The sequence below is a fragment of the Chloroflexus sp. MS-G genome, from assembly GCF_000735195.1.
GTDB lineage: Bacteria > Chloroflexota > Chloroflexia > Chloroflexales > Chloroflexaceae > Chloroflexus.
Genome location: NZ_JPIM01000195.1, coordinates 1 through 4,495, shown reverse-complemented (window position 1 = coordinate 4,495; position 4,495 = coordinate 1). Strand labels below are relative to the sequence as shown.

General features: G+C 50.8%; 2 protein-coding genes. One reads left to right on the top strand and one right to left on the bottom strand.

The window, feature by feature from the left end:
* Nucleotides 1-2,893 (bottom strand): AfsR/SARP family transcriptional regulator (locus JE47_RS0119575; protein WP_031461364.1); only part of this gene is annotated, 2,893 nt, incomplete at its 3' end.
* Nucleotides 2,894-3,323: 430 nt separating this feature from the next.
* Here JE47_RS0119575 and JE47_RS0119570 point away from each other — a divergent pair.
* Nucleotides 3,324-4,346, top strand: coding sequence for a S8 family serine peptidase (locus JE47_RS0119570; protein ID WP_051871222.1), 1,023 nt, complete (start codon nucleotides 3,324-3,326; stop codon nucleotides 4,344-4,346).
* Nucleotides 4,347-4,495: the final 149 nt, after the last annotated feature.

The following is a 4,495-nucleotide window of genomic DNA, read 5'->3' as shown; positions in this document are numbered from 1 at the left end:
TCGCAGTAATAGTAGTACGATGCCTGCGATCACTGACCAACTCAGAAAGGGCTAATGCAAGCCGGGTATGCTCAAGAGCCTGATCATAATTGCCCATAAAATCAGCCGAAATTCCCAAGTTGATACGGGCAATAATTTCTGCATCACGATCTCCACTCTCACGCGCCAGTGCCAGCCCCTGAAAATAGTAGCGTTGCGCCAGTGCATAATCACCACGGGCATCGGCATTTTGCGCTAGCAGATCGAGAACACGGGTTTTCTGATAGGTCACGCGCAGGCGCTGATATATATCGAGGGCCTGACGCAGATAGTGATCAGACTCCTCAAGTTTTCCCTGTGCACTCACAACATTACTGAGCGTTTCAAAACAACGGGCTATTGCCAGATGATCATGAGTCTGCTGGCAAACTGCCATAGCTCGCTGGGCAAAATCGGTGGCCGCCTCAAGATTGCCGAGGCGCAAATCGATCTCGCTCAGCGAGCGTAGACACGTTGCGATGATCAATAGAGCATCGGTATCATGGAATGTGCCATTGGGGCCATTGAGTAGCGCAAGCGCTTGTAAGAACTCCTGCTGACCTTGTTCGTGATCACCGGCCAGAGTATTCAGCATCCCGGACTGACACTTGATCATTGCCTGTAACAAGGGGTCGGCAAGCTGTTCGGCGAGTGCTAACGCTTCTGCTGTCACGCTGAAAACATGCTGATGACCAGAGCGTAAACGTTGCAACGAAACATACCCTGACAGTAACGAGGCGCGCAAACGTTTGGCAGACGATGTGATAGGATTCGTGACATAAGCCAGACTCTGCTGGAATCGTTCGACACCGGCAACAAAACGCCCCATCAAGCGATAGAGGTCTTCATAGGCTAACGCTGCGTTAGCGACCAAATCCCACTCGGCATGGACAAGTGCCCAATGCCAGGCAGCTTCAATGTCGATGAGATTAGCGGCCAGATTCTCACGAATCTCAAAGCTCTGCGGCCCACGCAGATCAGACCGAGAACTGGTCAACCATCGCAAAAACCAGTGGGCATGGCGACGATAAGCTACTTCGCGGAAGTTTGCATGATCGAAGTCCTGCGCCAGTTTCTCGCTGGCAAACTGACGGACGTACTCATGCAACCAGATGCGGTCTTCAGCGAGATGATGTACCAGAGATAATTCAATCAGTTCAGCAAGCGCCTGTTCGCTCTCGGTGATTGCCAGTGCTGCGGCAAGTGGGCAAGCAGCATTCACCACACTCAACATCGCCAGTGCCTGACGACTCGCTTCAGACAGACTATTCCAGGTCGATTCAAAAACGGCTTGCAAACTACGATGCCGGCCAGGAACATCAAGGATCGGACTGTTCAGTGACTTCACGCTGCGGAAAACTGTCTGACGTAATGTCGTCAGGTTCATACTGTTCAAGCATGCAACCGCCAACTCGATGCCTAACGGTAAGCCAGACAGCGCACTACAGACCTGATCAATATCGCAATACTCGTCTGCTGTGGTAAACGTCATTCCCTGACGGCGGGCCAACTCTACAAACATACGAGCGCCAGGACTCACCTGCTGAACAGTGGAAGTCGTTGATAGTGGGGCCAGATGCAGCACATGCTCTTGCCGTAGATAGAGACGTTGTCGCGAGGTAACCAGCGCAACACATTGTGTTGCTGCACTCAGCAGCTCTTTTAAGAAAAGACTGGCTGTTACCACATGTTCAAAACTATCGAACACCAGTAAACATGCCCGATTCTGAAGTGCTGCAATCACCTGAGCTTCCGTACTCTGCCGTTCATTCAGAGCGATCTCACAAGTGGTAGCAATACAGTGGGCCAGGTATTGTACCGGATTCAACGTCAGCAAACCGATATTCGCAGCAAAACCATCTTCAGGATGCAGGAATATATAGCATACCCCATCAGGGAAGGCAAAACGCATCAATTGCGCAGCCCGAATCGCCAGACGGGTTTTACCAACGCCACCTTCACCAACTACCGTGATTAATTGCAAATCTGGCCGATTGATAAGATCGGTCAGAGTTTGAATTTCCTGCTCACGACCAACCAAAGGAAGCTGATCAAGAGCCATTGCCTGACGCCGTGACGTCAGGTACGAAGGATCATCTGGGAGACCCCCTTCACGAATTGCTACCGCTAGCTCCTGAGTTACCGGTTCTGGTTCGACACCCAACTCCTGCTGTAAGATTTTGCAACAGTTCTGATATTGAGCCAGCGCCGATGCCCGTTGGCCCTGACGCGCTAAAGCTAACATTAATTGCCGATGAGCCGATTCGTGCCACGGCTCAGCTTCCAATTGACGGGTGGCATATGTCAGCACGCTATGCCAGTCGTGGGCACGAAGAGCATACTCCCCCAACTGTGCCAGAACCGAAAGAAACGAGCGATGAAAATACTCGCGTTGACGGGTATACCAATCAAACAGAGGTTCACTTTCTGGTGTAAAACCGGCTATAAACTCACCCTGATACAGGGTCTCTGCTGTCTGTAACAGCTCCTGGCAATGGCGACAACCGGGTATTGAGCGATGATTGTGTGAATGGATCGTGGTCACAATCTGCTCAAACTGGAGTGCATCAACCTGCCAAACTGGCGGAACGTTGAGCGTTACCGTCTGTGCACTAGTATAAAGCAAAGAACTGGCTTTCCCCAACGCCCGACGGATACGACTGAGGGTAACGCGCAGCGTGTTTTGGGCGGCTGCTTGTGGTCGATCAGGCCAAAACAAGCCGGTTAACGTCTCGCGTCGCACCGCCTGTCGCTGATGAAAGCATAACCAGGTGAATAGCAAACGAGCATTATCTGTTTGAAAAGCACTGCTTAGTGAGATGCCATTACAGCGAATGTCAAACCCACCTAGTAGTTGTACGTGCCATGTCGTCATTGGGATCTTCTGTAATGATTTTGTTACGTTCTTCCATTATACAACCTGTTAGAACTTATGACGATAACCTTGAGAGGAGGTGAACGCTCTATAATCGTTGTTTGGTCATCATACTTCAGTTGTCGAACAACATGTTTGCTCTATCAACACACAACGCCTGATGAGCAAGGAGGGCGAGCAACGCATAGACAGATCAACCCGCTTATCCCGCCTTACCATACCGGTGTTTCATTACCTTCGTCGCTATTCCGACCATTGTTCTCAATACGTCTGATAGAACGGTTTTCCAACCGAATATCTGTACGTGAACATAGTGTTGGGGAGGAAGAACTTTGACTAAAGAGGAAACCCGACTCATACGTATTCATTGACGATCCGCAAGCGCACCACGACAGAAATGGCTAGCCAGTTAAAGAGAGGATGCAAAATCATGCGACAACGGACACCAGCCTTGCTAATCTTCGCAGTCATCGGACTCATCTTCACTACTCTTCCAGCATTCTCCCTAATGGCGCCAGCAGCGCCATTGATCCGCTTGCGTGCCCGTGAATTTAGCCCACAACCTGGTTTTCCTGTTAGTGAACGATCACTTGTCAGCTTGCAAAGTACGACGGCATCAGAGCAACGCACGCATGTTTTAGTACAGTTTGAACGTCTGCCAACACCTGCTGAGCAAGCTACACTCTCTCAAGCTGGTCTCAAACTATTGGCATACGTACCAGATAACGCATGGTTTGCGTCTATCCCGATTACATGGCTCCAGTTGTCAACCTTACCAGATGGAATACGTGCTATTGCCGCCATTCGCCAAACTGACAAACTATCACCACGACTGACCGACTACCGTGACCAACAGCCACTACCGGTACTGATAGCAACCTATCCAGATGTTGATGTCGAAACGATCAGCGATCTCGTCAGGCAATTTGGTGGCAACGTCGAAAAAGTAGTCGCTGAGCGCCACTATATCCTTGCGCATCTACCCAGTGTTGTCACCCTCACGGCACTGAGTCAGATGGATAGCATCTTTTGGATCGACGCCTGGCCTGGACCATTCAGACCGAAAAATGATGGTGGTCGAAACGCTACCAAGACAAACCTGGTTCACCAGGCCGGTTATCACGGTAATCCAGCATCAGCACCTGGTAGTATTGTCATTGGAGTATGGGATTGTGGATGGGTAGAAAGCAACCATCCCGGTTTTAGTGGTCGCCTAACGATTGGCGATCCCACTTCAACCTCAAATGGATGTAGTGGACCCGCCGGCACCAACGATCATGCTACTCATGTCGCCGGAACAGCCGCCGGTAGCGGTACAGGTAGCCCTGAAGGGCGTGATCTGCGCGGCCATGCCGATCAGGCAACCGTCTTATCGTATGACGTTGAAAATGCGGCTGATGAGGTCATTCAGGCTATTCAAACGTATAATCTAGATACCTTGATTGCTAGTTGACGACCATCGACACCTCTGGCATGATCGCGGTTGCTGAACCAACATCATCGCCAGGAGGAGCCGATGGACGCCACGTGGATTATAACCGCTTTTGTCGTGATTGACACGTTGATGGAAAGCCTGGGGCATCGCAGTGATGTGCGGGCGCA